General features: G+C 71.5%; 28 protein-coding genes. 22 read left to right on the top strand and 6 right to left on the bottom strand.

Annotated elements, in window-relative coordinates:
- The first annotated feature begins 38 nt into the window (after positions 1-38).
- Together JNB62_RS01210 and JNB62_RS01215 are read left to right on the top strand one after the other, a co-directional pair.
- On the top strand, positions 39-944 hold the full coding sequence (locus JNB62_RS01210; protein WP_220299049.1) for a 1,4-dihydroxy-2-naphthoyl-CoA synthase: 906 nt from the start codon (positions 39-41) through the stop codon (positions 942-944).
- Positions 945-1,038: 94 nt separating this feature from the next.
- Entirely contained in the window at positions 1,039-2,193 is a 1,155-nt protein-coding gene (locus JNB62_RS01215) for an AMP-binding protein (RefSeq protein ID WP_220299050.1), read from the top strand.
- A gap of 3 nt (positions 2,194-2,196) precedes the next feature.
- On the opposite strand, the gene JNB62_RS01220 is transcribed toward JNB62_RS01215, so the two are convergent.
- The gene (locus JNB62_RS01220) at positions 2,197-2,580 is read right to left on the bottom strand and encodes a VOC family protein (RefSeq protein WP_220299051.1); all 384 of its coding nucleotides are present in this window, start codon (positions 2,578-2,580) and stop codon (positions 2,197-2,199) included.
- A 124-nt stretch (positions 2,581-2,704) separates the two neighbouring features.
- Between JNB62_RS01220 and JNB62_RS01225 the strand changes: the two genes are divergently transcribed.
- Positions 2,705-3,688 (top strand): 1,4-dihydroxy-2-naphthoate polyprenyltransferase, encoded by a 984-nt coding sequence (locus tag JNB62_RS01225; protein ID WP_220299052.1) that lies wholly within the window; start codon positions 2,705-2,707, stop codon positions 3,686-3,688.
- A 369-nt stretch (positions 3,689-4,057) separates the two neighbouring features.
- On the opposite strand, the gene JNB62_RS01230 is transcribed toward JNB62_RS01225, so the two are convergent.
- Complete coding sequence (locus tag JNB62_RS01230; protein ID WP_220299053.1) at positions 4,058-4,357, bottom strand: DUF4229 domain-containing protein; 300 nt, start codon at positions 4,355-4,357, stop codon at positions 4,058-4,060.
- 75 nt (positions 4,358-4,432) lie between these two features.
- Between JNB62_RS01230 and JNB62_RS01235 the strand changes: the two genes are divergently transcribed.
- From JNB62_RS01235 to JNB62_RS01270, 8 genes are all read left to right on the top strand, one after another.
- Positions 4,433-4,915 (top strand): PLD nuclease N-terminal domain-containing protein, encoded by a 483-nt coding sequence (locus JNB62_RS01235; RefSeq protein WP_220299054.1) that lies wholly within the window; start codon positions 4,433-4,435, stop codon positions 4,913-4,915.
- A 1-nt stretch (position 4,916) separates the two neighbouring features.
- Positions 4,917-6,740 (top strand): 2-succinyl-5-enolpyruvyl-6-hydroxy-3-cyclohexene-1-carboxylic-acid synthase, encoded by a 1,824-nt coding sequence (menD, locus tag JNB62_RS01240; protein WP_220299055.1) that lies wholly within the window; start codon positions 4,917-4,919, stop codon positions 6,738-6,740.
- A 127-nt stretch (positions 6,741-6,867) separates the two neighbouring features.
- Positions 6,868-7,731: a polyphosphate kinase 2 family protein gene (locus JNB62_RS01245; RefSeq protein WP_220299056.1), complete on the top strand. Its 864-nt coding sequence runs from the start codon at positions 6,868-6,870 to the stop codon at positions 7,729-7,731.
- 197 nt (positions 7,732-7,928) lie between these two features.
- Positions 7,929-8,282 carry a PadR family transcriptional regulator gene (locus tag JNB62_RS01250; RefSeq protein ID WP_018172905.1) on the top strand — a complete coding sequence of 118 codons (354 nt, stop codon included), beginning with the start codon at positions 7,929-7,931 and terminating at the stop codon, positions 8,280-8,282.
- On the top strand, positions 8,279-9,181 hold the full coding sequence (locus tag JNB62_RS01255) for a permease prefix domain 1-containing protein (protein ID WP_220299057.1): 903 nt from the start codon (positions 8,279-8,281) through the stop codon (positions 9,179-9,181). Before JNB62_RS01250 ends, JNB62_RS01255 begins: the two co-directional genes overlap by 4 nt.
- Before the next feature lie 142 nt (positions 9,182-9,323).
- Positions 9,324-10,337 carry an ABC transporter ATP-binding protein gene (locus JNB62_RS01260; RefSeq protein WP_220299058.1) on the top strand — a complete coding sequence of 338 codons (1,014 nt, stop codon included), beginning with the start codon at positions 9,324-9,326 and terminating at the stop codon, positions 10,335-10,337.
- On the top strand, positions 10,334-11,149 hold the full coding sequence (locus tag JNB62_RS01265) for an ABC transporter permease (protein WP_220299059.1): 816 nt from the start codon (positions 10,334-10,336) through the stop codon (positions 11,147-11,149). The genes JNB62_RS01260 and JNB62_RS01265 overlap by 4 nt, the downstream gene beginning before the upstream one ends.
- Before the next feature lie 182 nt (positions 11,150-11,331).
- Positions 11,332-12,990, top strand: a complete 1,659-nt coding sequence (locus JNB62_RS01270) for a DUF885 domain-containing protein (protein ID WP_220299060.1) — start codon at positions 11,332-11,334, stop codon at positions 12,988-12,990.
- Between the two features lie 257 nt (positions 12,991-13,247).
- On the opposite strand, the gene JNB62_RS01275 is transcribed toward JNB62_RS01270, so the two are convergent.
- Positions 13,248-14,546 carry an isochorismate synthase gene (locus JNB62_RS01275; protein ID WP_308291693.1) on the bottom strand — a complete coding sequence of 433 codons (1,299 nt, stop codon included), beginning with the start codon at positions 14,544-14,546 and terminating at the stop codon, positions 13,248-13,250.
- Between the two features lie 22 nt (positions 14,547-14,568).
- On the opposite strand from JNB62_RS01275, the gene JNB62_RS01280 reads away from it, so the two are divergent.
- From JNB62_RS01280 to JNB62_RS01300, 5 genes are all read left to right on the top strand, one after another.
- Entirely contained in the window at positions 14,569-15,303 is a 735-nt protein-coding gene (locus tag JNB62_RS01280; RefSeq protein ID WP_220299061.1) for a DUF402 domain-containing protein, read from the top strand.
- Between the two features lie 82 nt (positions 15,304-15,385).
- Positions 15,386-16,108 (top strand): class I SAM-dependent methyltransferase, encoded by a 723-nt coding sequence (locus tag JNB62_RS01285; protein WP_374449983.1) that lies wholly within the window; start codon positions 15,386-15,388, stop codon positions 16,106-16,108.
- A 9-nt stretch (positions 16,109-16,117) separates the two neighbouring features.
- On the top strand, positions 16,118-17,173 hold the full coding sequence (locus tag JNB62_RS01290; RefSeq protein WP_220299063.1) for a polyprenyl synthetase family protein: 1,056 nt from the start codon (positions 16,118-16,120) through the stop codon (positions 17,171-17,173).
- 80 nt (positions 17,174-17,253) lie between these two features.
- Positions 17,254-18,627: an FAD-dependent oxidoreductase gene (locus JNB62_RS01295; protein WP_220299064.1), complete on the top strand. Its 1,374-nt coding sequence runs from the start codon at positions 17,254-17,256 to the stop codon at positions 18,625-18,627.
- Positions 18,628-18,650: 23 nt separating this feature from the next.
- The gene (locus tag JNB62_RS01300) at positions 18,651-19,655 is read left to right on the top strand and encodes an alpha/beta hydrolase (protein WP_220299065.1); all 1,005 of its coding nucleotides are present in this window, start codon (positions 18,651-18,653) and stop codon (positions 19,653-19,655) included.
- 261 nt (positions 19,656-19,916) lie between these two features.
- On the opposite strand, the gene JNB62_RS01305 is transcribed toward JNB62_RS01300, so the two are convergent.
- Entirely contained in the window at positions 19,917-20,408 is a 492-nt protein-coding gene (locus JNB62_RS01305) for a hypothetical protein (RefSeq protein WP_220299066.1), read from the bottom strand.
- A gap of 238 nt (positions 20,409-20,646) precedes the next feature.
- Between JNB62_RS01305 and JNB62_RS19100 the strand changes: the two genes are divergently transcribed.
- The gene (locus JNB62_RS19100; protein WP_308291694.1) at positions 20,647-22,734 is read left to right on the top strand and encodes a LuxR C-terminal-related transcriptional regulator; all 2,088 of its coding nucleotides are present in this window, start codon (positions 20,647-20,649) and stop codon (positions 22,732-22,734) included.
- Positions 22,735-22,743: 9 nt separating this feature from the next.
- Here the strand turns inward: JNB62_RS19100 and JNB62_RS01315 are convergent, their stop codons facing one another.
- Positions 22,744-23,073, bottom strand: a complete 330-nt coding sequence (locus JNB62_RS01315; RefSeq protein ID WP_220299067.1) for a carboxymuconolactone decarboxylase family protein — start codon at positions 23,071-23,073, stop codon at positions 22,744-22,746.
- A 218-nt stretch (positions 23,074-23,291) separates the two neighbouring features.
- Between JNB62_RS01315 and JNB62_RS01320 the strand changes: the two genes are divergently transcribed.
- From JNB62_RS01320 to JNB62_RS01335, 4 genes are read left to right on the top strand one after another with little or no spacing between them, the layout of a single operon-like run.
- Positions 23,292-23,678: an SHOCT domain-containing protein gene (locus tag JNB62_RS01320; protein WP_220299068.1), complete on the top strand. Its 387-nt coding sequence runs from the start codon at positions 23,292-23,294 to the stop codon at positions 23,676-23,678.
- A gap of 33 nt (positions 23,679-23,711) precedes the next feature.
- Positions 23,712-24,125 (top strand): DUF7144 family membrane protein, encoded by a 414-nt coding sequence (locus JNB62_RS01325; RefSeq protein ID WP_220299069.1) that lies wholly within the window; start codon positions 23,712-23,714, stop codon positions 24,123-24,125.
- A gap of 11 nt (positions 24,126-24,136) precedes the next feature.
- Entirely contained in the window at positions 24,137-24,586 is a 450-nt protein-coding gene (locus JNB62_RS01330; protein WP_220299070.1) for a DUF6325 family protein, read from the top strand.
- Positions 24,587-24,588: 2 nt separating this feature from the next.
- Positions 24,589-24,738, top strand: coding sequence for a hypothetical protein (locus JNB62_RS01335; protein ID WP_191169946.1), 150 nt, complete (start codon positions 24,589-24,591; stop codon positions 24,736-24,738).
- Between the two features lie 53 nt (positions 24,739-24,791).
- Here the strand turns inward: JNB62_RS01335 and JNB62_RS01340 are convergent, their stop codons facing one another.
- Complete coding sequence (locus tag JNB62_RS01340) at positions 24,792-25,268, bottom strand: CinA family protein (protein WP_220299071.1); 477 nt, start codon at positions 25,266-25,268, stop codon at positions 24,792-24,794.
- 121 nt (positions 25,269-25,389) lie between these two features.
- Between JNB62_RS01340 and JNB62_RS01345 the strand changes: the two genes are divergently transcribed.
- Positions 25,390-25,872 (top strand): GNAT family N-acetyltransferase, encoded by a 483-nt coding sequence (locus JNB62_RS01345; protein ID WP_220299072.1) that lies wholly within the window; start codon positions 25,390-25,392, stop codon positions 25,870-25,872.
- Positions 25,873-25,875: the final 3 nt, after the last annotated feature.

A 25,875-nucleotide genomic window follows, 5' to 3' on the forward strand; every position in this document is an offset into this window, starting at 1 on the left:
AGATGACGTCTGCTTCCGGCCCGCCGTAGGCTGGGCGCGTGAGTGTCTCGGAACTGTTCGACGAAGACGAGTGGATGCCGGCACCCGGCGCCCCCGACGGCGGTTACACCGACATCACCTCACACGTCTCGAAGGACGGCCGCATCGCCCGCATCGCGTTCGACCGGCCGGAGGTGCGCAACGCGTTCCGTCCGCACACGGTCGACGAGCTCTACCGGGCGCTCGACATCGCGCGGCAGGACCCGCGCATCGGCGTCGTGCTGCTGACCGGCAACGGCCCGAGTCCGAAGGACGGCGGCTGGGCGTTCTGCTCGGGCGGAGACCAGCGCATCCGCGGACGCGACGGGTACAAGTATTCCGAGACCGATGCCGTCACGGATCCCGCCCGTGCCGGGCGCCTGCACATCCTCGAGGTGCAGCGGCTGATCCGGTTCATGCCGAAGGTCGTGATCGCCGTCATCCCCGGGTGGGCGGCCGGCGGCGGGCACTCGCTGCACGTCGTGTGCGACCTGTCCATCGCCTCGGCCGAGCACGGCCGGTTCAAGCAGACCGACGCCGACGTGGGCTCGTTCGACGCCGGCTACGGCTCCGCCTACTTCGCGCGGCAGATCGGGCAGAAGTTCGCGCGCGAGGTGTTCTTCCTCGCGGAGGAGTACTCGGCGCAGCGCGCGTACGAGATGGGCGCCGTCAACCGCGTGGTGCCGCACGCCGACCTGGAGACTGAGGCGGTGGCGATGGCGCGCACGATCCTCACCAAGTCGCCGACCGCGATCCGCATGCTGAAGTTCGCCTTCAACGCCGTCGACGACGGCATGGTGGGCCAGCAGGTGTTCGCAGGCGAGGCCACGCGCCTCGCCTACGGCACCGACGAGGCGGTCGAGGGCCGCGACGCCTTTCTCGAGAAGCGCGACCCCGACTGGTCGCCGTACCCCTGGCACTACTGATGCGCACGTCCGGCTGGCGGGATCGTATCCTTTCGCGGCGCCCGAGCCCCGGGAACCGCGAAAGGATATGTCTCCACCGAACCGGGGGCGCAGCATGAAGCTCGAACCGGTCGTCGGCGACGATCCGCGCCAGATCCTGCGGGCACTGCGCAGCGCCCTGCACGGCGCAGGTCCGGCCCTCGGCCTCGGCATGGTGCACGGATTCCCGTCCGAGGTGCGACCCGGCACGGCCGTGGTGGTCACGACGTCCGGATCCACGGGCGTGCCCAAGAGCGTCGTGCTGAGCCGCGACGCCCTGACCGCGAGCGCCCTGGCGACCGCCGACCGCATCGGCGACGGCGCGTGGCTGCTCGCACTGCCGGCCAGCTACGTCGCCGGCCTGCAGGTGCTGGTGCGCTCGCTCGTGGCCGACCGCGAGCCCGCGATCCTGTCGGGCTCGTTCACGCCGCAGGCGTTCTCGGCGGCGGCGCTGACGATGACCTCGTCGGTGGGCGGACAACGCGTGCCCACATACACGTCCCTGGTGCCCGCGCAGCTGTCGAAGCTGCTGGACGCGGCCGACCACGACCCCCAGGTCCTGGCCGCGCTGCGCTCGTTCGAGCGCATCCTCGTCGGCGGTCAGGCGCTGCCGGCGGCGACGCTCGAGCGTGCCGAAGCCGCGGGAGCCCGCATCGCCCGCACGTACGGCTCCACCGAGACCAGCGGCGGCTGCGTGTACGACGGCGTGCCGTTGCGCGGGGTCCAGGTGCGCATCGTCCGCGGCGAGGTGCAGATCTCGGGGCCGACGCTCGCCGACGGCTACCTCGGCGATCGGGAGTCGACGGATGCCGTCTTCCTGCGCGAACCCGACGGCACCCGCTGGTACCGCACGGGCGACGCGGGCCTGTTCGAGGACGGCGTGCTGCGTGTCCGGGGCCGCATCGACAACGTCATCGTCTCGGGCGGGATCAACATCTCGCTCGACCGCGTCGAGCGCATCGTGCGGTCGGTTCCCGGCCTCGACACCGCCGTCGTCGTGGGCGTTCCGGACGAGCGCTGGGGCGAGGCATCCGTCATCGTCGCCTCACGCGGAGAGGCCCTCCGCCGCAGCGAGGCCGTGCAGCTGGACGAGGCGCGCGCCGCCGTGCAGGCCGAGATCGGGCCGCACGCCCGCCCGACGCGGCTCGTGCTGGTCGACGAGCTGGCGACGCTGCCGTCGGGCAAACCCGACCGCGAGGCGATCCGCCGCGCCGTCGCCGCGCTGCACTGACGCTCAGGCCGCAGGATACGGACCCGTCTGCACGACGCAGAAGCGGTTGCCCTCGGTGTCTTCGAGCACGATCCAGTCGGCGTCATCGGGGTAGTGGTCCCAGTCGACCTCACGCGCGCCGAGGCCGAGCAGCCGCTGTACCTCGGCGGCCTGATCCTCGGCGTACAGGTCGAGGTGGATGCGCGGCGGGTAGTGCTGCGGATACCCCGTCACCGACAGTGCGAGGCTTGCACCGGGCGCCGCCCAGTGCGCCTTGCCCGGCGGATCCAGGATCCCCCAGTCCTCGCTCGGCTCGCGCCGGTTGACGTACCCGAGCGCGGCGCGCCAGAAGTCGCCGGCGCGCCCGATGTCTTCGACGGTCAGGACGGTCGATCCGATGCTCAGCATGCCGCCCATCCTGCGCGTGGCCGCCGACACGCACCACGGGGTTGCGCGGGCCGCTGATCCATGAGGCGCCGCACCCGCGTGCGGGCGCCACGTCCCATCACGGCGCCCTCTAGGATGTGCTCTCGTGGCAGGAACCCCGAGCAAGAAGCGCAAGACCGCGGGCCCGAAGAAGCAGCGCCCGCGCGGCAACCCGCAGAAGTCGCACATCTCGCGCGATCCCGCGCACGTCGAGAAGGCGACGGCGCGCGACTGGATCGGCGCCGCCCGCCTGCGCACGCTGCCGCTCGCGATCACTCCCATCCTGATCGGCACGGGTGCGGCGATCATCGTGACGGACGTGTTCCACTGGGTGATCGCGCTGTTCTGCCTCATCGTGTCGGTGTCGCTGCAGATCGGCGTCAACTACGCCAACGACTACAGCGACGGCATCCGCGGCACCGACGACTTCCGCGTCGGGCCGTCGCGCCTCACCGCGAGCCGCCGCGCGAAGCCGCGCACAGTCCTGCTCGTCGCGCTGGCGTTCTTCGCGATCGCCGCGCTCGCGGGCCTCGCGATCACGATCCGCACGCAGCAGTGGTGGCTCATCGCCGTCGGCGCGGTGTGCATCATCGCCGCCTGGTTCTACACGGGCGGCAAGCGCCCGTACGGGTACTACGGCCTCGGCGAGCTGTTCGTCTTTGTCTTCTTCGGTCTCGTCGCCACCCTCGGCACGACGTGGGTGCAGGCGCTCGCGCTTCCGCAGGAGGCCTGGTTCGGCGCCGTCGGCGCCGGCCTCATCGCGTGCGCCGTGCTGCTCGCGAACAACCTGCGCGACATCGATCAGGACCGCGCCGCCGGCAAGAAGACCCTCACGGTGCTGATCGGTCGCCGCGCGACGCAGGTGCTGTTCACGGTGTTCCTCGTCGTGGCCTTCCTCATCGCGGTGTTCCTCGCGTGGATCGGCTACCCGATCGCGTGGCTCACGCTCCTGGCGCTGCTGGCGGGGCTTCCCGCGATGCTCATCGTCTGGACCTACCGCGCCCCGCGCGAGCTTGTCATCGCCCTCGGCCTCACGTCGCTGACGTCGGTCGCCTACGGCGCGTTCCTCATGTGGGCCTTCATCGGCTGACACCCGCGTGATGTGGATGCCGCGGCCGCCGGCATCCCGTCATCACGGGCTCGTGAGCTCACTGCGGCGATCCGAATATCGGAGTTCTGCGGGTTTTCCGGAGTCTTCGGGGCGGATGGTCCGGAAAGGGCGGGATTGTCCGATTTCCGGAGTCGCGGGAGGGAGCGGGTGGATGCGTGGATGCCGGGCGCCCGGCATCCCGTCATCACCGGTTCGTGCGCTCTGCGGCGATCCGAATATCGGGGTTTCGCGGGCTTTCCGGACTCTGCTGCGCACGAGGTCCGGAAAGCGCGGGATTGTCCGATCTTCGGAGTCGCGGGACGGGTGGATGCCGCGGCCGCCGGCATCCCGGCGGTCCGAGGGCGGGCGTCAGGCCTTGGGAGCCTCGGGGGAGTCCGTGCCGGCGGCGGCGTCGGCCGCGGCATCCTCGGCGTCCTCGTCCGAGACCGATGTGCGCGCCTTGGCGCGGCGGTCGGCGAGGCCCGACGTGACGTCGTCGAGCGGCTTGCGCAGGAACAGCACCGACAGGCTGAGGCCGATGAGCGCGGCGAAGATCGCGGCGAGCCAGTAGTACTCGCGCATGATCGGGAACAGCATCATGATGCCGAAGGGCACGAGGAACGCCAGCAGTCGCAGGACCGAGTAGACGATGGCGGAGCGTGCTTTCACCCGTCCATCCTACGTTTGCGTCACGGAGCGACCCCTCGCCGCCCGGATCGGCCCCGTCCCGCCTAGGATGGAGGCATGGCTCGTGGGCTGCTCATTCTGGCCCTGGTGGCGACAGTGTTCTGGGTCTTCACCATCGTCGACTGCGCCATCCAGCCTCCGATCCGCCACCGCGGTGTGAGCAAGCCCGTATGGGTGGCCATCGTGGTGCTGCTGCCGGTGCTCGGCGGCATCCTGTGGCTCGCGGTGGGCCGTGCCCGCGGCTCCGTCGCGGTGCTGCGCCGCGCGCCCGATGACGACCCCGAGTTCCTCGGCACCCTCGGCTCGATCAGCGACCAGGACGAGCGCATCCGCCGTCTGGAAGAGGAGCTCGCGGCGCTGGACTCCGAGGACGACGACCCGAAGTGGAACCCGCCGGCCCGGCCGGCGGCATCCGACGATCCCGCCGCTTCCGGAACCGCGACGCCCGGCAGTGCCGCCGCCGGCGGAACGCCTCCCACGCCGCCGGCCCGCCCCGAGGGGGACGACGACGCCCGCGGTCAGCGCGGAGCCATCGGCTGACGTGACCGACCCGCACCGCGCCGAGGGCGCCGACGACTTCGCGCCCGCCACCGACGCCGCCGCCGCTCTGCTCTGCCGGCTGGTCGAACTCGGCGTCCGGCACATCGTGGTGAGCCCCGGCTCGCGGTCGCAGGCGCTCGCCCTCGTCGCCGCCGAACTCGAACGCCGCGGTGCGATCCGCCTCCACGTGCGCATCGACGAGCGTGTCGCGGGCTTCACGGCGCTCGGCATCGGGCGGGAGTCCGGGATGCCGGCGGCCGTCGTCTGCACGTCCGGCACCGCCGTCGCCAACCTGGTGCCGGCCGCACTCGAGGCGCACCACGCCGGCGTGCCGCTGCTGCTGCTGACCGCCGACCGGCCGCCCGAGCTGCGCGGCGTCGGGGCCAACCAGACCACCCGGCAGCCCGGCCTGTTCGCGCCGACGGTGCGGTTCGAGGCCGACCTGCCCGTGCCCGAGGCACTCGACCCCGACGGTGCGCACGAACAGAGTGTGATGCTGCGCGCGGTCGCCGAGTCGGCCGTCGCCGCCGCGCTCGGGGAGGGTACGTGGTCGCCCGGGCCCGTGCACCTGAACCTGCCGTACCGCGAGCCGCTCGCCGGCGCGGTGCCGGCGTGGTTCGGCGTTCCGGCCGCCGAGCTGCGCACGGCGCCCGAGACCGACCCCGATGGACCCCCGGCCGATGGGGAACCGGAGGACGAGGCATCCGGCGCCCTGTATCAAGGCGGGGGAGGCATCGGCGAGTCCGACGTCCCGACTGAGCCGGAGGACGCGCCGTACGTGCTCGAGCGCGGACCGCGCACCGTCGTGCTCGCCGGCGCCGACGCCGGACCGGACGCAGAGGCCCTCGCTCACGCGGGCGGCTGGCCGCTCGTCGCCGAGATCGTCAGCGGCGCGCGCTTCGGCCGACAGCTCGTCCACGGCTACCGCGCGCTGCTGCGCGACCCCGAGCTGGGCGGACGCATCGAGCGCGTCGTCGTGCTCGGGCATCCGACGCTCAGCCGTGAGGCGGCGCGCCTGCTGTCGGACCCCGACGTCGAGGTCGTCGCGGTGCGCGGACCCGGCGAGCCGCTCAACCTCAACGGCGCGACCATCCCGGTCGACCGCATCGCCGTCGCGACGGGCGCCGCGGATCGGGAGTGGCTCGGCGAGTGGATGCTGGCGTCCCGTGCCGCGGCCGTCGACCTCACTCCTCCGGCGCCCGACGCCGACGGACTGTCGTCCGCCGAGCCTGCCGAGCGGCTCGGGGCCATCGCGGCCGAGCTGCAGGTGATCCGCGCACCACTGGACCGGATCGCCCTCGTCGACGCGGTGTGGCGCGCGACCTGGCCGCACGACCGGCTCGTGTTCGGGTCGTCGCGTCTGGTCCGCGTCGCCGACGAGGTGCTCCCCGGCAAGAAGGTGCCGGTGCACGCCAACCGCGGACTCGCCGGCATCGACGGCACGATCGCCACGGCCACCGGCATCGCCCTCGCGAGCCAGGCCGGTACCGGCGCCGGGGTCACCCGCGTGCTGCTCGGCGACCTCGCGCTGCTGCACGACGTCGGGGCACTGCTGCTGCCGCCGCACGAGGACGAGCCCCGCATTCAGCTCATCGTCGGCAACGACGGAGGCGGCACGATCTTCGACGGGCTCGAGGTGGCCGGCGTCGCCGGCGCCGACGCCATGGATCGGGTGCTGTACACCCCGCACGCCGTGCGACTGGAACAGCTCGCCCTCGCCTACGGCTGGGAGTACCACCGGGTCACCACGCGCTCCGCGCTCGACCAGGCGCTCACGTCGCCCGTCGGCGGCCGCCAGCTCATCGAGGTTCCGCTGGAGCGCTGAGCGCCGGCATCCGGATCTCCGTCGCAAGGGCGCCACGTCGCTGCTGGGCACCGCAGATCGCGTGCGCCGCAACGGCGAACTGGCGCCGCAACGATGCGCGCCGCCGGATCTGGGCCATGATGGGCGCATGATCGCCACGAGTCAGAAGCACTGGAGCGGCGATGTCGCCGACCTCCTGCGCGTCGGTGACGGGTTCGTCCTGGCCGACGTCGACCCCCGCTCCACGCCCGGATACGAGCACGACAAGCACGCCGCCGCCGAGGACCTGAAGGCCGGGGCGCAGCAGCTGGACGAGTTCCAGGAGCGCCTGTTCGCGCAGAGCCGCGTGGACGCGACGGATGCCTCGGTGCTGCTCGTGCTGCAGGCCATGGACTCCGCCGGCAAGGGCGGGATCATCCGGCACGTGGTCGGGTCGACCGACCCGCAGGGCATCGCGCTCGCCGCGTTCAAGAAGCCCACCGCGGAGGAACTCGAGCACGACTTCCTGTGGCGGGTCGAGAAGCGGCTGCCCGAGCCCGGACTCATCGGGGTGTTCGACCGGTCGCACTACGAGGACGTGCTCATCGGCCGGGTGCGCTCGCTCGCACCCGCCGAAGAGATCGAGCGCCGGTACGGCGCCATCAACGACTTCGAGAAGCGGGTGGCCGAGTCCGGCACGCGCATCATCAAGGTCATGCTGCACATCTCGCCCGATGAGCAGAAGGAGCGGCTCATGGAGCGGCTCGACCGCCCCGACAAGCACTGGAAGTACAACCCCGGCGACGTCGACGAGCGCGAGCTGTGGCCGTCGTACATGGCCGCGTACCAGACGGTGTTCGAACGCACCTCGACCGACCACGCCCCGTGGTACGTCGTGCCCGCTGACCGCAAGTGGTACGCGCGGCTCGCTGTGCAGCACCTGCTGCTCGAGACGCTGGAGTCGATCGATCCGCATTGGCCGGCCGCGACCTTCGACGTCGCCGCCGAGAAGGTGCGGCTCGCGGCGAGCTGAGCGCGCGCCCCGCTGCTCGTTGAGCGAGCGGAGCGAGTCGAAACGCAGTGAGCCGCTCTCCGGAATCAGCCGCCTCGGCTCACTGCGTTTCGTCTTCGCTCGTTCCTCGCTCCGCTAAACGACCGGCGGGGTGCGATGTTCTCGATCTGTCCGAGTAGTTGATGCTCGTGGGTACTTGATGTGATACAGTACTTGACATGACACAAGACGACGCGTTCGCGGCCGATCTGCTGCGCGGGCACACCGACACGATCGTGCTCGGCGTTCTCCGGCGCGGCGATGCGTACGGCTTCGAGATCTACAAGGCGATCCGCGACGCGACCGGGGGCCAGTACGAGATCAAGGAGGCGACGCTGTACGCCACGTACCGCCGTCTCGAGAAGGACGGCCTGGCCGAGTCCTACTGGGGCGACGAGTCGCAGGGCGGCCGCCGCAAGTACTACCGCATCACCGACGCCGGCAGAGCGGTGTACCGCGGCAATGTCGCGGCCTGGACCGCGACCCGGCGCATCATCGACGAACTGCTCGACGTGAAGGAGAGCCAGCAATGAACACCGACATCCATCGCCTTCTCGACGAGGCGTTCCAGGGCATCGAGATGACGCCCGAGGCGCAGGACCTGAAAGAAGAGGTGCGCGCCAACCTGATGTCGCGCGCCGACGAGCTCGAAGCTGCCGGAGTGGCGCCGGGCGACGCCGCGCGACAGGCGATCGCCGAGCTCGGCGACGTGCGCGCGCTGCTCGAAGAGACGGGGGATGCCGCACCCCAGCGCTCGACCGACGCCTATGTCGCGCTCGTCCAGCGCCATCGCGTGCGCCCGAAGCCGGGCTTCGTGGTGCGGGTCGTGGTGTGGTCGATCGTCGCCGTCGTGGGGATCACGCTCGGGATCCTCGGGGCGAGCGGGGTGCTGCAGATCCCGCTCGGTGCGCAGATCGGGCTCTTCGGCCTCGCCTCGACGGGCATCGCGCTGCTCGTGGGCGACTCGCTCTCGCAAGACACGACGACGAACCATCCGATGCCGCAGAACAGGGCGGCCGGGTACTTCCTCGCGACGCTGCTCGGAGCGTTCGGACTCGGCTTCGTCGCCCTCGTCGCGTTCGGGTCGATGCCGATGTGGGGCGTCGTGTTCGCGGCGCTCGGCATCATCGCCTCCATCATCCTGTTCTCGTTCCTCGGCGCGACGCAGACCAACCGCCACAAGGCGTGGACGCGTCAGCTCGCCGCGGCCACCCCGCCCAACCGGTTCGAGCGCGAGCCCGAGACCGCCGCACGATTCGGCGTGTACACCGCCGCCATCTGGCTCGTCACCTTCGCCGTCATCGCGGTGCTGGTGTTCACGGTCGGCTGGTGGTGGGCGCCGATCGCCTTCGTGGGCGGGTTCGCGCTCATGATGCTGCTCCTCGCGCGCATGATGTTCGCGCCCGAGAAGTCCGACACCCCCGGTCGTTGAGCGAAGGGCGCTCTCGCGCCCGAAGACGAAACGCCAGAGCACTGCGCAAGGTCAGGCGCGTTTCGTCTTCGCTCGTTCCTTGCTCCGCTCAACGAGCGGGACACGACATATTCACCCCATTCGAAGGAAGGGATGCTTCGCCATGCCTGAAAACAACGCCATCGTCGCCCGTGACCTCGTGAAGGTCTACCCGGGCCGCGGCCGCCGACCCGCTGTGCGGGCATTGGACGGCCTCGGGTTCGAGGTCCCCGCGGGCCGCGTGTTCGGCCTGCTCGGCCCGAACGGCGCCGGCAAGTCCACCACCACCAAGATCCTCACGACCCTCTCGCGCCCGACGAGCGGCACGGCGATCGTCGCCGGCCACGACGTCGCCGCCCACCCGGCTGCCGTCCGCGCCTCGATCGGCTACGTGTCGCAGGGTGCGAGCACGGATCCGCTCCTCACCGCCCGCGAGAACCTCGAGATCGCGGCCCGCCTGCGCGGGGTGAGCGCGGGGGATGCCCGCGGCCGCGCGAAGCGCCTGCTCGACGAGTTCGGGCTGGCCGAGGCATCCACTCGCCCCGTCGGATCGTTCTCGGGCGGCATGCGCCGAAGGCTCGACGTGGCAGCAGCGCTCGTGCACCGGCCGCGCGTGCTGTTCCTCGACGAGCCCACGACGGGTCTCGACCCCGAGGCGCGCGCGGCGATGTGGGCCGAGATCCGACGGCTCTCTGGCGAGGAGGCTCTCACCGTCGTGCTGACCACGCACTACATGGAGGAGGCCGACCGTCTGGCCGACGAGCTGCTGCTCGTGAACAAGGGCCGCGCCGTCGTGCAGGGCACGCCCGACGAGCTCAAGGCGGCGCTGCACGGCGACTCGCTGAGGGTCTCGCTCGTCGAACCCGACGCGGCCGCCGTCCGCACCGCGATCGGCCGCGTGCCCGGACTGCGCGACGTCGTCATCGAGGCCTCCGGCGTCGACGGCGTCCTCGCCGCGCGCACCGACGACGCCTCCGCCGCGGTCGGGGCCGTCATCGGGGCGCTGGATGCCGCGGGCATCCGCTTCGGCCAGGTCGCGGCATCCCACCCCACCCTCGACGACGTGTACCTGCACTTCGTCGGCCACACTTTCGGCGACGCAACCGCGGACGCCGCCACGGAAGGAGTCGCAGCATGACCTCTCTCGCACTCGCCGTCACCACGGCCGCGCCGTCGCGCGCCGGCTGGTTCACGCAGGCCGGCCAGGTGCTGCGCCGCTGGCTCATCGCCACCCTGCGTCAGGTGTGGGGACCGGTGATGTCGCTCATCCAGCCCGTCATCTGGATCGTGCTGTTCGGGCAGGTGTTCCACTCGCTGGGTGCGCTGCCCCAGTTCGGCGGCGCCGGGTACATCGACTACCTCGTGCCGGGCATCCTCATGATGACGGTGCTGTACTCCGGCGCGTGGGCGGGCACCGGCTACATCGACGACATCAACTCCGGTGTCATGGACCAGTACCTCACGTCGCCGGTGTCGCGCTCGGCCATCATCACAGGGCAGCTGGTGCAGCAGCTCGTCATCAACCTCGCGCAGTCGCTCGTCGTGCTGGGCATCGGGTGGCTCGCCGGAGCCCGCTACCCGGGCGGTCTGGGCGGCATGCTCGCGGCGCTCGGCGTCGCGACGGTGCTCGCCACGATCTTCTGCTGCGCGTCGACGGCCGTCGCCCTCACCGCGCGCAGCCAGATCGCGCTCATCAGCCTGTCGCAGCTCATCGTGCTGCCGGCGACGTTCCTGTCGACCACGATGATGCCCGCCGACCTCATGCCCCAGTGGGTGCAGGACGTCTCGCGCTGGAACCCGATGACGTGGGCCGTCGAACTCGGCCGCGGCGGCCTGAACGGGACGTTCCCCGAGAACGGCTGGTGGCAGCTCGCCGGCCTGGCCGTCCTCGCGGTGCTCGCGTTCCTGTGGGCGATGCGGTCGATCCGCGCCTACCAGCGCTCGGTGTGAGCATGCCTGCTCCCGGTCGTTGAGCGAGCGAAGCGAGACGAAACGCCGCGAGCCGCCAGGCGGACCCGGCCACCCCGCATCGGATGCGAGGGGCTGAGCGCCGAGAGCGTCTTGCGGCGTTTCGTCTCGCTCGTTCCCTCGCTCGCTCAACGGGCGGCACCGCGCGTCCTAGGGTGGAGCGGGTGAGCGCCCCCGATCCCGTCCGCGTCGTCGCCGACGCCTACGTCCGCGAACTGGCCCGCCACGAGCCCGACGCCGCGCTGGCGCTCGGGCTCGAGGCGCGTCCGCTGCCCGATCTGTCGCCCGAGTGGCTCGTCGCCAAGTACGAGCTGCAGGGCTCGACGCTCGCCGACCTCGACGCCGCCGGGTCCGGCGACGAGGTCCTGCGTGCAGCGCTGCGCGAGCGTCTCGAGCGCGAGCGGCTGCTGTTCGACACCGGGTTCACGCCGCGCCTCGTCGCACCGCTGGCGACGCCCGTGCACGCGGTCCGCTACGCGTTCGAGGGAACGACCGTCACGAGCGATGCCGCCGGCCGGGCCGTGCTCGCGAAGCTCGAGGCCGCGCCGGCAGCGGTGCGCGAGTACATCGCCGCCCTGCGCTGGGCGCGCGACAACACCGCCCGCTTCACCGGCGGCGGCGTGGCGCCCGTCCGTCAGCTCGACACGCTGGCGGCACAGGTCGCGACGTGGGTCGACACGGACTGGTTCGGTTCGCTGCCGATCGCGGATGACGTGGATGCCGCCACCCGCGCCCGCGCGCGGGCCGCGGCCGACGAGACCGCCGTCGCGCTCGCCGAGCTGGTCGCGGTGCTGCGCGACGAGCTGCGGCCGGTGGCGCCGACGTCCGATGCCGTCGGGGATGCCGTGTACGCCGACCTGGCGGCCGGCATGCTCGGCGCCCGCATCGACCTCGACGACACGTACGCGTACGGCTGGTCCGAGCTGGAGCGTCTGGTCACGGAGGCTCAGGAGCTCGCCCGGGAGCTGGGCGGCTCGGGGGACGACGCGGTGCGGTCGGCGGCATCCCTTCTCGACGTCGATCCGCGCTACCGGCTGGACGGCGTCGCGGCGATCCGGACGTGGCTGACGCAGCGCGTCGGAGAGACCATCGACGCCGTCGCGGCGGCGTTCGACCTGCCTGCGTCGGTGCGCGACGTCGAGTGCCTCGTGTCGGAGGCTGCGACCGGCGTCGTCTTCTACAGCCCGGGCGCGCCGGACGGCTCGACGCCCGGCAAGGTCGTCTGGACCATCCCCAGCGGCGTGCCCGTCGCCGCGACGTGGCAGGAGGTCACGAGCGTGCACCACGAGGGCGTGCCCGGTCATCACCTGCAGTTCGTGCTGACCGCGTCGTACCCCGAGCTCCACCCGTGGCAGCGCCACCTGTGTCACATCCACGGGTACGCCGAGGGCTGGGCGCACTACGCGGAACAGTTGGCCGACGAGCTCGGGCTCATCCGCGACCACGCCGAGCGTCTCGGGCTGCTCCTCGGCCAGATCTGGCGCTCGGTGCGGATCGTGGCCGACATTGGCCTGCACACCGGGCGCCCGATCCCGCCGAACGCGTTCGTGGCACAGGGGGAGTGGACGCCCGAGCTCGCGCGCGACCTACTCGTCGACCTGGCGCTCGTCGAGCCCGCGCTCGCCGGCTTCGAGGTCGACCGCTACCTGGGCTGGCCCGGCCAGGCGCTCGCGTTCAAGGTCGGCGCGCGGCTGTGGAACGACGCCCGCACCGCGCACCGCGAGCGTCTCGGCGGCGCGTTCTCGCTGAGGGACTTCCACCGCGTCGCGCTCGCCCTCGGTCCGATGGGCCTCGACCCGCTGCGCGCACTCCTGGCCCGCTGACCGGGTGGAGGGTGGATGCCGGGCGCCCGGCATCCCTCACCCCAGTTGTGCCGATCCGAATATCGGACGATCGCCGCCTTTCCGGACCGGAACGCGCGAATGCTCCGGAAACACGGCCAAACTCCGATATTCGGAGCGCGGTGAATGGGGCGCAATGACCACGGTTCGGCCGGGTGCGGACCGCCGGAGTGTCGGGCGAGGGCGTCGGGTCGCCCGTTAGGCCGGCGCGGCCGGCCGCGCACACCCGCGATGTCGGCTCACGCCAGGGCGTCGACGATCGGGCGGAACTTGACGCGGGTCTCGAGCAGCTCGGACTCCGGGTCGCTCGCGGCGACGATGCCGGCCCCGGCGTGCGCCACGACGGGGATCGTGTCGGAGTACTCCGCAGAGCGCCGGACGAGGGCTGCGCCGATCTGCGCGCAGCGCAGCGCGATCGCCCATTCGCCGTTGCCGTCGCCGTCGACCCAGCCGACCGGGCCGGCATAGCGGCCGCGGTCGAACGGCTCGAGGCGGCGGATCGCGTCGAGTGCGGCATCCGTCGGCGTTCCCGCGACCGCGGCGGTCGGGTGCAGCGCGGCGACGAGGTCGAGCGACGACGCGTGGTCGGCCAGGTCGCCGGCGACGTCGGTGGCGAGGTGCCACAGGTTCGGGAGCTTGAGGGTGAACGGCTCGGGGTCGGCGCGCAGGTGCCGCGTGTGCGGGCCGAGGGCATCGAGCACGCTCTGCACGGCGAAGCGGTGCTCGCCGAGGTCCTTGTCGCTGTGCGAGAGGGCGGTGGATGCCGCGGTGTCGTCGTGCGCGTCCGTCCCGCGTGGGATCGTCCCGGCGAGCACACGGGCGGTCACGACGCCGCGGGACGCCGTGACGAGCGTCTCGGGGCTCGCGCCGATGAGGCCGTCGACGGCGAACGTCCACGTGTCGGGGTAGTCGTGGGCGAGGGCGCGCACGAGACGCCGCAGGTCGGCGCCGGCCGGGATCGTGCCGACGAGGTCGCGGGCCAGCACGACCTTGTCGAGCTCGCCGGCGCGGATGGCGTCGACGGCGGCGCGCACGGCGGCCTGGTAGCCGGCGGGGTCGAGGGTGCCCGGCCCGAGGGTGCCCGACCAGTGCGGGCCGTACGGCCGGGGCTGGACGGGCGGCTCCGCCAGGTCGACGCCGACCGAGCGGACGCGTGTGACCCATGAGCGTCCGCGGTGGCGGCCCACGACGACCTGCGGCACGATGAGGCGGCTCGTGCCCGACGAGCGCGCGTCGAACACGAGCGTGCCGAAGGCGACCAGCCCGGTGCCGGGGAGCCCGACCGGGTCGTCGACCTCTGCCGTGGCCGCGATCTGCCGCCACGCCTCCGCGGGCGACGGGAGGAGCTCGCGGTCGATCCCCGACGGCAGGGCGGGACCGTTCTCGTACCCGCCGACGGTGCCGATGCCGACGATGCCGTCACCGCGGCGCAGCCACGCGAGCGGCTCGTCGGGCGAGGCGTAGGCGAGCAGGTCGTCGACGTGCTCGATCTCGCGGGTCTCGACCACCAGCTGCGGCGGGCGGCGCGAAGGTGTCACCCCTCCAGCCTAGACTCGCGAGGTGACCGACGCCGCCGCCGCTCAGCCCCGCCCGCACCGTCCCGACCGGCCGGAGGTCGGCACCGTGCTGCAGTTCCGCTGGCGCAAATGGGACGGCGGGCCGCACTGGGTCAACGACGAGGTCTACCTCGGCAGTGACCGGTGGGGCGACTGGCTCGGCCAGCGCGCGGGCTGGCGCAATGTGCGCCCGGGTCGCGCCTTCCCGGCCGAGCACGACAGCGTCACGCTGCTGCCGCCGACGGGCGACTTCGCGTACACGCACAACGCGGCGCCCCACCCGACGCGCGTCTACATCGACGTCGCGTGGGACGTGCGGTGGGATGCCGGCGTCCCGACCGGCATCGACATGGACCTCGACGTCGTCCGGCGTGAGCCGGCAGAGCCGTACGTCGACCGGGAGGGCGTGCTGCGCAGCCCCGGCGACGTCTACATCGAAGACCGCGACGAGTGGGACGACCACCGCGTCGCCTACGGCTACCCGCTCGACCTCGTCGAGAGGCTCGAGGCCGTCGCCGTCGACCTCGAGCACCGGGTGCGCGCCGGCGAGGCACCGTTCGACGATGCGACCGCCGCGCACTGGCTCTCGCGGCTGGCCGCGCTTCCGCCCACCGCACCGCCCGCGCCCGTGACGTTCCCCGCGTCCGAGAGCGCCAGGGATCACGACGACTCCACGGCCGCCGACCCCGAGGACCCCGCCGACGCGGCCGCCCTCGGCGCGCCGGGCCCCGCGGCCTAGACTCGAGACCGTGGCTCCGCACCCCTCCGATCACGAATCCCACCGCGCCGACCTGCACAAGGACCCCTCGCGCGTGAGCGACATGTTCGACCAGGTCGCGGCGGGCTATGACCGTACCAACACCGTGCTGAGCCTCGGCAACGACCGGTTCTGGCGGGCCGCCATGGTGCGCGCGGTGAACCCGCGTCGCGGGGAGCGCATCCTCGATCTCGCCGCCGGCACCGCGATGTCGAGCGCTGCGCTCGCGGGACGCGGCGCCGAGGTCGTCGCCGCCGACTTCTCGCCCGGCATGCTCGCCGAAGGCGAGAAGCGCTACGGTCCGAAGGCGCCGGGTGGCGGCATCCCGAATCTGTCGTTCGTCGAGGCGAACGCGACCGACCTGCCGTTCGGCGACGACGAGTTCGACGCCGTGACGATCTCGTACGGGCTGCGCAACGTCGACGACCCGAAGAAGGCGCTGCGCGAGCTGCTGCGCGTGACCAAGCCCGGCGGGCGGCTGGTCGTGTGCGAGTTCTCGCAGCCGCCGTCGAAGGTCTTCAACGGGCTCTACCGCTTCTACAACGACCGCGTGCTGCCGGTCGCGGCGCGGGCGGTCAGCTCGAACGCCGAGGCCTACGACTACCTCAACGAGTCCATCCGGGACTGGCCCGACCAGCGGCGGCTGTCGGCTTGGATCCGCGAGGCGGGCTGGACCGAGGTCGCGTACCGCAACCTGTCGCTCGGGATCGTCGCCCTGCACCGCGCCGTGAAGCCTCTCCCGGTCGTTGAGCGAGCGACGAAGGAGCGAGACGAAACGCCCCGGTAGGCTGGCAGGGTGACACCGACCGTGCCGGGCTCGCGCATCGCGGGCAAGCTGGGCTTGACCGACCGCGTCTTCGCGGGCGCGCGTTCGCGCGGCCTGCGCAAGACGGTCGAGGCGGGCCTGCAGCGCGTCGACCTCGCCCTCCAGGCCGAGCTGCATGCGACCGACGCCCTGGCCGACGCCACCAGCCGCTACCTGTACGACGCCGGCGGCAAGCGCGTCCGCCCCATGCTGGCGCTGCTGACGGCCCAACTCGGCGACGGTGCGACCGACGAGGTGATCCAGGCGGCCACGGCCCTGGAGATCACGCACCTCGGCTCGCTGTACCACGATGACGTGATGGATGCCGCCGACAAGCGCCGCGGCGTGCCCAGCGCCCATGCGGTGTGGGGCAACAGCATCGCGATCCTCACCGGCGACCTGCTGTTCTCGCGCGCCAGCCAGATCATGGCCAGCCAGGGCGACCGCGCCATCCGGCTGCAGGCCGACACCTTCGAACGGCTCGTGCTCGGGCAGATGCACGAGACCGTGGGGCCGACGGACGCGGACGATCCCGTCGAGTTCTACCTGCAGGTGCTGTCGGACAAGACCGGCTCGCTGATCGCAGCCGCGGCTCAGGCGGGCGTCATCTTCTCGAACGGGCCTGAAGAGTTCGAGAAGCCGATGGTGACCTTCGGCGAGAAGGCCGGTGTGGCGTTCCAGCTGCTGGACGACGTCATCGACCTGTCGGCCGATCCCGACGAGACGGGCAAGGTGCCGGGCACCGACCTGCGGGCCGGTGTGCCCACGATGCCGTACCTCGTGCTCGCGCAGCGCACCGACGCCGACGCGCAGGCGCTGCGGGCCCGCATCGACGAGGGCGTCGCGCAGATCGCGGACGGGGCCGACCCCGTGCTCCTCGACGAGCCGCTCGCGCAGCTGCGCGATCACGAGGCCACACAGGCCACCCTCGACCTCGCGCACGCGTGGTCGCACGAGGCGATCGAGGCGCTGGCGCCGCTGCCCGACGGCGCGGTGCGCGAGGCGCTGACGCGGTTCGCGCAGGCCGTCGCCGACCGCTCCAGTTAGACGCTCGCGCGTTTCGTCTCGCTTCGCTCGCTCAACGACCGGGGCATCCGAGGCGGGACCGGCACGTGAAAGGACCACCCATGACCAAGCTCCGACTGGCGATCGTCGGTGCCGGACCGGCGGGCATCTACGCCGCCGACATCCTGCTGAAGGCCGAGCGCAAGTTCGACGTGTCGATCGACCTCTTCGAGCAGCTGCCCGCGCCGTACGGGCTGGTCCGCTACGGCGTCGCCCCCGACCACCCCCGCATCAAGGGCATCATCACGGCTCTGCGGGAGGTGCTCGACCGCGGCGACATCCGCATCTTCGGCAACGTGCGCTTCGGTGAGGACATCACGCTCGACGACCTCAAGCACCACTACAACGCCGTCATCTTCGCGACGGGCGCGATCCGCGACACCGACCTCGACATCCCCGGCATCGACGCCATCGGCTCGTACGGCGCCGCCGACTTCGTCAGCTGGTTCGACGGCCACCCCGACGTGCCCCGCGAGTGGCCGCTGGATGCGGCATCCGTCGGCGTCATCGGCAACGGCAACGTCGCGCTCGACGTCGCGCGCATGCTCGCCAAGCACGCCGAGGACCTGCTGCCCACCGAGATCCCCGACAACGTGCACGCGGGCCTTGCCGCCTCGCAGGTCACCGACGTGCACGTGTTCGGCCGCCGCGGCCCCGCGAACGTGAAGTTCACCCCGCTCGAGCTGCGCGAGCTCGGCGAGCTGCGCGATGTCGACATGGTCGTCTACGACGAGGACTTCGACTACGACGAGGCCGCGCAGGCGGCCATCGCGAGCAACAAGCAGGTCATGGTGATCGACCGGGTGCTGCAGTCGTGGCGCAAGCGTCCGTCGGTCAACAACGCCGGGGGGACGGCATCCCGTCGTCTTCACCTGCACTTCTACGCCAAGCCCGTCGAGGTCAAGACCGACGACCAGGGCCGGGTGTCGGCATTCGTGTACGAGCGCACGCGCCCCGACGGCGAGGGCGGCGTCGTCGGCACGGGAGAGCTGCGCGAGATCCCGCTGCAGTCGCTGTACCGCGCCGTGGGCTACTTCGGCTCGCCGCTGCCCGGCGTGCCGTTCGACAAGAAGCACGGCGTGATCCCCAACCGCGAGGGCCAGGTGCTCAGCAAGGACTCCAACCAGCGCGTCAACGGCGTGTACGCGACCGGCTGGATCAAGCGCGGTCCGGTCGGCCTCATCGGCCACACCAAGTCCGACGCGATGGAGACCGTCCGCCACATCATCAACGACCAGGGCACGTGGTGGCAGCCGGTCGATCCGTCCGAGGAGGCGATCCCGGCGCTCCTCGCCGAACGCGGCGTGCGCTGGACCGACCTCGAGGGCTGGCACCGGCTCGACGAGCACGAGATCGCGCTCGGCGCTCCGCACGAGCGGGCGCGCATCAAGGTCGTGCCCCGTGACGAGATGGTGGCGATCTCCCGCGGGGAGTGATGACGTCGCCCTAGGCTGAGCCCATGGCCGGGCCGTCGCGTGCGTGGGTCCCCGACATCCTGGGGAAGCCGTTCGAGCAGCTCACGATGCCGCTCGGCGTCGAGGGTGCGCAGGGCGAGCTCGTCGCGACGCTGGTGCGCAGCATCCCGAACCCGCTGCTGGCGCTGTTCGCGCCGCTGCGCGACGTCGACGTGCTGTACGTGCACGGCTGGTCGGACTACTTCTTCCAGCGTGACGTGGCGCAGTTCTGGACGAGTCGCGGCGCCCGCTTCTACGCCCTGGATCTGCGGCGCTACGGACGCAGCCTGCGCGAGGGCATGACTCCCGGCTACATCGACCGCCTCGAGGACTACGACATCGACCTCGCGGCCGCGCTCGAGGCGATGGGGCAGGGGAGCGCGGATGCCGCGTCGACGCGCCGGCTCGTGCTCATGGGCCACTCGACAGGGGGTCTGATCCTGACGCTGTGGGCGTCGCGGCACGCCGGCCGGGCGGACGCGATCGTGCTCAACAGCCCGTGGCTCGAGCTGCAGCTGGGCGCGATCGGACGTCACGCGCTCGCGCCGCTCGTCGAGATGCGAGCCCGGTGGGACCCGCGGGGTGCGCAGCCTGAGGTGGACTTCGGGTTCTACACGCGTGCCCAGCAAGAGATCGGCTCGCTCCCTGCCGATGCGCAGCGCGCGACGTGGCGCCCCGACCGCGGGTTCCCGACGGCGCCCGGATGGCTCGCCGCCGTGATGGACGGCCACCGCGCCGTGGCGGCGGGCATCGAGGTCGGCTGCCCCGCGTTCGTCCTGCTGTCGGCCCGCTCGACGCCGCCCCTGTCGTGGAAGGAGTCGATGACGACGAGCGACTCCGTGCTGTGGGTGGACGACATCGCGCGAGCGGCGACGCGCATCGGCCGCACTGTCACGCTGGCTCGCATCGACGGTGCGATCCACGACGTCTTCCTGTCGCGTCCGGAGCCTCGCGCCGAGGCGTTCGCGGCGCTGCGGCGCTGGTCGGACGGCTATGTCGGCCATCGCTGACGCGTGCAGTCTTGTCCCCCGAAGAGGGGACAGACTTGGTTGTACCAATCGGGTTAAGCTTGTCGCGAGGCGTCCCCAGCGCCTCAGGGAAGGGACCTCCCCAAGAAACCTTCCCACCGTCGCAGGTGCCGTTCGCCGGGGGGTGGACGAGCGTGAATGCCAGCGACGACAGGCCCCGGGCGTCCCCAGCGCCCGGGGCCTTCTACGTGGTGTGCGACGGCCGTGAGGTCCAGGATGCCGCGGCCTCCGGCATCCCGTTGCTCAGCGCTTGGCGGGCTTGGGCTCGGGCCGGACGAGGGCGCGGATGATGAGCGTGTACACGGCGAGCGACAGCACATACCCGAGCACGTACACGGTGACCTCCTGCACCAGGAAGCGGCTGTAGTCGAGCTCGCCGTCGACGATGGCCGGAGAGGCCACGCCGACGAAATAGGCCGCGGTCTGTCCTGCGGCGAAGACTGCCAGCAGCGCCACCACCGCCAGGAGCGCGAACCAGATGCGGGTGCGCCACACGCGTCCAGTGGCCGCCATCGCCGTGGAGGCGGTCCAGTCGGGCACCTGCGGGTCGAGCGCCCCGTTGATCTTCGGGATCAGGATGATGGCGGCGAGGAACAGCGCGTTGAGCCAGGGGCCGCCGAGGGCGGCCAGACCCGGGTCGCCCGCTCCGCCGTGCACGAACTGCGGGATCAGCAGCAGGACGAGCACCGGCAGGATGGCCGCGGCAGCCGACAGGACGGCACGGAGAAAGCGCATGGCCCCGAGCTTAGAGCGCCGATCCGCGGCCGATCGGCGGGGCGGTTGTCACCGTTCACCGCGACCCCCTAGCATGCGGTGAGTGGCGGAGATGCTCCGCGACTCGGTCCTGGGGGAACGAGATCTGCAAACGGTCCTGCTTGCGAGCAAGACCGAAATCCCGCATCCCAAGTCGAGCGCTGTCAGAAGAACGCGTCAGATCAGCGACGCGCGCAGCAGTGGTGCGCGCGTCGTGTCGGTGGCTGCGCCCGCCGGCTACGGCAAGTCGACCATGCTCACGGAGTGGGCGGCGACCGAGAGCCGGCAGGTCGCATGGGTCTCGCTGGATCGCACCGACGACGATCCCGCGATGCTGCTGCCTCTCATCGCCGCGGCCTGCGCGCCGTTCTCACCCCTGGCGGACGCGGTGATGGCAGACATGCGCGGCGTCGGCGCGAACGCCCTAGGAAGATCCGCGCCGATGCTGGCCGCAGCGCTCGCATCGACACCGGACAGCTTCGTGCTGTTCATCGACGACGCGCACCTGGTCGCCTCCGAGGAATGCCAGGACGCGCTCGAGATCGTGCTGTCGCGCATCGCGCCCGGGTCGCAGGTCGTGCTGGCCAGCCGGCAGGAGTCGCCCCTCATCGCCCGGCTGCGCAGCACCGGAGACGCCTGGGACGTGTCGGCCGCAGACCTGGTGTTCGACCACACGGAGGCACGGGCCGTCTTCGCCGCCGCCGGTGCGACCGAGGTGGACGACGACGCGCTGGCCGAGGTCGTCGCCCGGTGCGAGGGCTGGCCCACGGGGCTCTTCCTGTGCGCACTGGTGGCCAGGTCGTCGGCCGAGCCGGTGTCGGCCGCCGGCAGCGACCGCTACCTCGCCGACTACCTCTACCGTGAGTGCCTGGCGCGACTCCCCGAGGACCTGCAGGCGTTCCTCCGCCGCAGCTCGGTGCTGGAGCAGCTCTCGCCCGAGATCTGCAATGCGGTGCTCGACATCGAGGACGCGCGCGCCATGATCCACCGGGTCGAGACCGGCAACCTGTTCCTCGTCCGTACGGACCGGAACGGCGAATGGTTCAGATTCCACGCGCTGTTCCGCGAGTTCCTCCTCGCCGAACTGGAGCGCGCCGAGGGTGCCGCCGCCGTCGCGGGGCTGCATCGGCGCGCGGCAGCGTGGCACGAAGCCCATGAGGCGCCGATCCTCGCCGTCGAGCACTGGATCCAGGCCCGCGAGTTCGAGCGCGCGAGCGGTCTCGTCGCTGAGCTCGGACTGGGGATGTACGGGACGGGACAGGTCAGCACGGTGCGCCGATGGCTGCACGAGCTGGGCGATGACGTCCTGCTGGCACATCCTGCCCTGGTCATCTCGATGACCTGGACGGCGATCCTGCTGGGCGATGTCCGCGCGGGCGAACGCTGGGCCGCGGCCCTGGACGACCTCCGCGCGGAGGACCTGCCGGAGGACGATCGGGTGCTCTTCGAATCCGCGCGGGCGATGGTCCGCGCGACGATGTGTGAGCACGGCTACACGAAGGCCCGCGCGGACGCCGCGTTCGCCTTCGCCCACGAGCCGGCGAGGAGCCCCTGGCGGGATCAGGCGCTGCACCTGTACGGCATCACGGCGCTGCTCGCCGGTGATGAGCAGACCGCCCGTGTCGCCTTCGCCCAGGCCGTTCCGCTCGCGACGGCGATGGGCAATCCCGACACCGTGATCCTGAGCGAGCCCGAGCTGGCGCTGATCGCGATCGACGAGGGTCGCTGGTCCGTTGCCGCCGAGCACGCGCACCGGGGAGTGGAGGCGATCGACGCGAGCCACATGGAGGGCTACCCCACCACGGCGCTGGCCCTCGCCGTCGCGGCCCGGGTCGCCGTGCACGCCGGCGACCACGCCGCAGGCATGCGGCTGCTGGCGCGAGGGATGCGCGCTCGCATCGGCTGCACCCACCTCATGCCGTACCTGTCGGTCCGCGTGCGGGTCCAGCTCGCGAGGGCGCATCTGATGCTGGGGGACCGCGCGGCCGCAGCGCATCTGCTGCGCGAGTGCGACGACATCATGCGGATCCGGTCCGACCTGGGAACGGCGGGTGCGCAGGTCGAGGAGCTTCGCATGGGCCTGGCCGTGGAGCCGATGACGGGCGGATCCATCCCCCTCACGCCCGCGGAGCTGAGGCTGCTGCCCTACCTTCAGACGCATCTCACGATCGCCGAGATCGGCAAGCGGCTCTTCGTCTCTCGCAACACCGTCAGCTCGCAGCTGGGCTCCATCTACCGCAAGCTCTCGGCGACGTCGCGCAGCCAGGCTGTCGAGAGAGCCGACGCGCTGGGGCTGCTGGGGGACTGAACGGCGGTCTCAGTCGTCGGCGACGCGGAGGTCGTCCCCGTCGCCGTAGCCCAGGGCGACGGCGATCCGGGGAGCCTGCGCGACGACGCGGGGCAAACCGACGATGCCGACGAGACCGTCGAGGACGGCGATGATCTCGTCGGGTTCGACGCCCGCTGCGATGGCGTCGTCGACGGCGGTGCGCATGGAGGCGTCCGGGGCCCCGACGGCGATGAGCGCAGAGATCCGCACCAGAGCGGCCGTCCTCCACTCCAGTCGCATCGCCGGAGGATCCGCGTCGTTGGCCGCCAGCCGGGGATCGTTGATGCAGTAGCGCCGCAGCAGCTCTGGTGCGTCCATGGGCTCATGTCTCTTCCGGTCGCGGGGGTGATGGCATCCTTGCCATTCCACGGCGGAAATCCTGATCCCGCACCACACAGAGTGAGTGATCCGGTGCGGGGTCACCCCGGGGGTGAGGCGATCATGCGATTCGGGTGATGCGACGCCGAAGAGGCCCTCGATAGCGTGACCGCGGCGGCAGTTGGCCGCATGGCGACTTCTGAGAAAAGGAACCTCTCATGGGCTTCTTCGACTTCCTGCTGTGGATGCTGTGGATCTATCTGGTCATCGTCTGCATCTGGATCTTCATCTGGATCTTCATCGACATCTTCCGTGACCACACCCTCAACGGCTGGGCGAAGGCGCTGTGGATCATCCTGCTCGTCGTGCTGCCGTTCCTCGGTGCGATCATCTACCTGATCGCGCGCGGCGGATCGATGGCCAAGCGACAGGCCCAGGATGCGCAGGCCGCGGCGCAGGCGAACGCCGACTACATCCGCAGCGTCGCCGGCACGTCGGCCTCGTCACCCGCGACCGAGATCGAGCGCGCCCAGGGCCTGCTCGCCTCGGGGGCGATCACGCAGGAAGAGTTCGACGCGCTGAAGGCCAAGGCGCTCGCGGGCTGACCGGGCCATCCGGCCGCACTGAAAGGAAAAACCATGAGCAACAACGACACCACCGTCACGGGCTGGGTCGGCTGGGGCGTCTTCGCCGCAATCGTCCTGCTGATCGGCGGCTTCATCGACCTGTTCCACGGTCTTCAGGCCCTGATCGGCCCCGACACGGCCTACTTCCTGGCCGAATCCGGGCTGTTCTCGATCGACGTCCAGGGCTGGGGATGGTGGCACCTCATCTCGGGCCTCCTGCTCCTCCTCGTAGGGTTCGCCCTCCTCGCGGGGGCGACGTGGGCTCGGGTCGTCGCCGTCATCCTGGTGAGCCTCAACGCGATCGGCCAGCTGACCCTGATGGCCGCGCAGCCGTGGCTGTCGATCACGGTGCTCGTGCTCGACATCCTCGTGATCTACGCGCTCACCGTCCACGGACGCGAACTCCGCGCCCGCAACAGCGCCTGAACGGAGACGTGATGACAGACATCGACGACCGCCCCGACGACGAACTCGGGCCGATCGACTACATCGTGGTCGAGTTCCCCGCGGGGCAGACCCGTCTGACGGGCGAGGCCGCCGCAGAACTCGCGGCGCTCGCCGCGAGCAACACGATCCGCGTGCTCGACCTGATGATCGTCTACAAGGGCGAGGATGGCTCGATCGACGTCGACGAGGTCGAGGACATCGACGATCTCGGCGACCTCGCCCAGATCGAGACGACGCTCGCGGAGGTGCTCGCCGAACAGGATCTGCTCGACATCGCCGCCGCCATGGAGCCGGGCAGCGCGGCGGCCGTTCTGGTGTGGGAGAACACCTGGGCCGCTCCGTTCGCGGTTGCCGTGCGCCGTGGCGGCGGCCAGCTGATCGCGTCGGGCCGCATCCCCACTCAGGCGCTGATCGCGTCGATGACGAACGAAGGAGAGTGACGATGCCCATCGGAATCGGACGAGTCGGACGGGTCGGGATGATCGGTCGCCCGGTGGCACGCACCGCCGCCGTCGTCGGGACGGCGAAGGTCGTGTCGAACGGCGTGGACCGCCGCCAGGACCGCAGGCAGGATCGGCGCGAGCGCCGCTGACAGCACGCCTGGCCGAGGGTCGCGCTCCCGCCGCACGGGAGGGCGACCCCCGCTCATTTACCGGTCGCCGTCGTCGACGAGACCCGGTCGAGCAGCAGTCCCAGCGCGGCGTCGACGGTCTGCTGCAGCACGGCCTCCGGATCGCCGGTCAGCCGCAGCAGGTGTGCACCGGCGTCGGTCTCGGTGGACCAGCCCAGGTAGACCGTTCCGGGCGGGTGGCCGTCTTCCGGGTCCGGCCCACCGACCCCCGTCGTGGACACCGCGATGTCGGCACCGAGCAGCTCACGGGCGCCCGCGGCGAGCTGTGTCGCGCATACGTCGGAGCACGGGTCGACGCCGGGTGGCAGGCCGAGCAGCCGCTCCTTCACCTCGGTGCGGTACGCGACGATGCCGCCGCAGAACCACTCCTGCGCATCGGGTCCGCTTCCCACGGCGCTGGCGAGCATGCCCGACGTGAGGGACTCCGCGACCGCGATCCGCAGACCGCTGCGACTGCACGCGTGCGCCAGGCGTTCGGCATCCGTCGTCATCGTTCCTCCGATCCTCCGCGTCAGCCGACGTTACCTTCGACGCCGCGTTCTGGGACGCCGATTGTGACGGCGGATCGGCTGTGCTATCTGCGCAGGCGCACCGTGCGGTTGACTGGGTGCCATGCCGGTACGCGCCGAGGACGTCACCATCCGCCCCATCGAGGTCTCGGACGCGGGGGAGGTGCTGACCCTGCAGCGCGCCGCGTTCGTTCAGGAGGCCCTGATCTACGACACCGTGCGAATGCCGGCGTTGACCCAGTCGCTCGACGAGCTCGAGGCCGAGCTCGTCGACAACCTCGGGTGCGTCGCGCGGGCGCAGCACCGCACGGTGGGCGCGGTGCGTGCGCAGCGCGACGGTGAGCTGCTGCTCGTCGGTCGTCTCGTGATCGCGCCGGACGTGCAGGGCGCGGGAATCGGATCCCGGCTGCTCGAGGCTGTCGAGCAGCGGGGGAGGGACAGGGGATGCCGGACGGCCGAGCTCTTCACGGGCTCCCTCAGCCAGGCCAACCTGCGCCTGTACACCCGGCTCGGCTACCGCGAGACGCAGCGCGTGGACGGCGACGACGGGATCCAGCAGGTCTTCCTGCGCAAGCCGCTCGACTGACGG

This window comes from Microbacterium jejuense (assembly GCF_019511665.1).
Taxonomy (GTDB): domain Bacteria; phylum Actinomycetota; class Actinomycetes; order Actinomycetales; family Microbacteriaceae; genus Microbacterium; species Microbacterium jejuense_A.

Bases quoted from the DNA above. Each gene is read 5' to 3' on its own strand.
- JNB62_RS01300 (WP_220299065.1), top strand. From the start codon at position 18,651: ATGGCCGGGCCGTCGCGTGCGTGGGTCCCCGACATCCTGGGGAAGCCG.
- JNB62_RS01345 (WP_220299072.1), top strand. From the start codon at position 25,390: ATGCCGGTACGCGCCGAGGACGTCACCATCCGCCCCATCGAGGTCTCG.
- JNB62_RS01220 (WP_220299051.1), bottom strand. From the start codon at position 2,580: ATGCTGAGCATCGGATCGACCGTCCTGACCGTCGAAGACATCGGGCGC.
- JNB62_RS01320 (WP_220299068.1), top strand. From the start codon at position 23,292: ATGGGCTTCTTCGACTTCCTGCTGTGGATGCTGTGGATCTATCTGGTC.
- JNB62_RS01315 (WP_220299067.1), bottom strand. From the start codon at position 23,073: ATGGACGCACCAGAGCTGCTGCGGCGCTACTGCATCAACGATCCCCGG.
- JNB62_RS01295 (WP_220299064.1), top strand. From the start codon at position 17,254: ATGACCAAGCTCCGACTGGCGATCGTCGGTGCCGGACCGGCGGGCATC.
- JNB62_RS01260 (WP_220299058.1), top strand. From the start codon at position 9,324: ATGCCTGAAAACAACGCCATCGTCGCCCGTGACCTCGTGAAGGTCTAC.
- JNB62_RS01250 (WP_018172905.1), top strand. From the start codon at position 7,929: ATGACACAAGACGACGCGTTCGCGGCCGATCTGCTGCGCGGGCACACC.
- JNB62_RS01265 (WP_220299059.1), top strand. From the start codon at position 10,334: ATGACCTCTCTCGCACTCGCCGTCACCACGGCCGCGCCGTCGCGCGCC.
- JNB62_RS01330 (WP_220299070.1), top strand. From the start codon at position 24,137: ATGACAGACATCGACGACCGCCCCGACGACGAACTCGGGCCGATCGAC.
- JNB62_RS01340 (WP_220299071.1), bottom strand. From the start codon at position 25,268: ATGACGACGGATGCCGAACGCCTGGCGCACGCGTGCAGTCGCAGCGGT.
- JNB62_RS01215 (WP_220299050.1), top strand. From the start codon at position 1,039: ATGAAGCTCGAACCGGTCGTCGGCGACGATCCGCGCCAGATCCTGCGG.
- JNB62_RS01325 (WP_220299069.1), top strand. From the start codon at position 23,712: ATGAGCAACAACGACACCACCGTCACGGGCTGGGTCGGCTGGGGCGTC.
- JNB62_RS01255 (WP_220299057.1), top strand. From the start codon at position 8,279: ATGAACACCGACATCCATCGCCTTCTCGACGAGGCGTTCCAGGGCATC.
- JNB62_RS01305 (WP_220299066.1), bottom strand. From the start codon at position 20,408: ATGCGCTTTCTCCGTGCCGTCCTGTCGGCTGCCGCGGCCATCCTGCCG.
- JNB62_RS01285 (WP_374449983.1), top strand. From the start codon at position 15,386: ATGTTCGACCAGGTCGCGGCGGGCTATGACCGTACCAACACCGTGCTG.
- JNB62_RS01335 (WP_191169946.1), top strand. From the start codon at position 24,589: ATGCCCATCGGAATCGGACGAGTCGGACGGGTCGGGATGATCGGTCGC.
- JNB62_RS01245 (WP_220299056.1), top strand. From the start codon at position 6,868: ATGATCGCCACGAGTCAGAAGCACTGGAGCGGCGATGTCGCCGACCTC.
- JNB62_RS01235 (WP_220299054.1), top strand. From the start codon at position 4,433: ATGGCTCGTGGGCTGCTCATTCTGGCCCTGGTGGCGACAGTGTTCTGG.